The 811-nt window shown below is 58.7% G+C and carries 2 protein-coding genes and 1 pseudogene; all 3 read right to left on the bottom strand.

Translation table 11 applies throughout. The annotated features are described in order from the left end of the window. Nucleotides 1-177: 177 nt before the first annotated feature. Entirely contained in the window at nt 178-441 is a 264-nt protein-coding gene (locus PY257_RS16230; protein WP_275743699.1) for a hypothetical protein, read from the bottom strand. Next, nucleotides 438-632, bottom strand: coding sequence for a hypothetical protein (locus tag PY257_RS16225; RefSeq protein ID WP_275743697.1), 195 nt, complete (start codon nt 630-632; stop codon nt 438-440). The genes PY257_RS16230 and PY257_RS16225 overlap by 4 nt, the downstream gene beginning before the upstream one ends. Further along, a pseudogene (locus PY257_RS16220) lies at nt 629-811 on the bottom strand (hypothetical protein); the annotation flags it as partial. The pseudogene PY257_RS16220 and the gene PY257_RS16225, both read right to left, overlap by 4 nt.

The following is an 811-nucleotide window of genomic DNA, read 5'->3' as shown; positions in this document are numbered from 1 at the left end:
TTCTGCAGCAGCGCAATCCTGCGTTTCCCCGCTTTCGCAAAAAACGGCCGTGAAGGCGTTTTTTGCAATTGGTGCACCTACCCCCTGCCCAAAAGTTTTGGAACGTTTTGGAACGCCATTGCGGGCCTTGCAGGGGCTTTGCGGATTATGGTTTGGGTTCGTCATGGCGATTGTTCTTCAGCTTTGCGCTTTGTAGCCGTTGCAGATCGCCTGCGGATGCACGATGAACCCATAAGCAGAACAGTGCGCCGGCTCGTAGTCGCGCTGCGGCATGCGGTAGGCCGCGCACAGCTCGCAGCGGTTTGCATGCAGGCGCTGCAGCGGCATCAGGTAGCCCGCATCTTTGCGTGCGTTGCCGAAGGTGTCGCGCAGGCTACGGCGCTGGTTTTCGACCTGGCCTTTCGCACGCGGGTTGCCGAAGGTGTCGCGCAGGCTGTTCATTGGCTTTCATCCTTCTCTATCATCAGATCCATCGCTGCCTGCTCGCAGGCGCATGCCAAATCTTCCAGCGCACTCATACAGAATTGATCTACACCATCCCATTCAGCAGCCATGTTCAGTAGCTTTTCACGCATCGCGCGCAGGCTACGGCGCTGTGCACCGGAAAGCTGCCGTTTAGTGGGCGCGCTCATACCTCATCCCCTTCATCGCCGGCTTGCTTGAGCAGCGCGTCAACGAGCTTGTCCACCTCGCTGTCCACCGCGCGCACGATCACTTCGTCTTCGGCATCGGTGATAGAAATTCCGAGCTTCTTCAGGTCGGCGGCGGGCAATTGTGCGAGGGCGTCTTTCACGGGCCGCTGCGTAGTCTT

The sequence above is a fragment of the Curvibacter soli genome (genome assembly GCF_029211125.1).
Taxonomy (GTDB): Bacteria; Pseudomonadota; Gammaproteobacteria; order Burkholderiales; family Burkholderiaceae_C; genus Curvibacter_A; species Curvibacter_A soli.
This window is presented reverse-complemented; position numbering and strand designations above follow the sequence as displayed.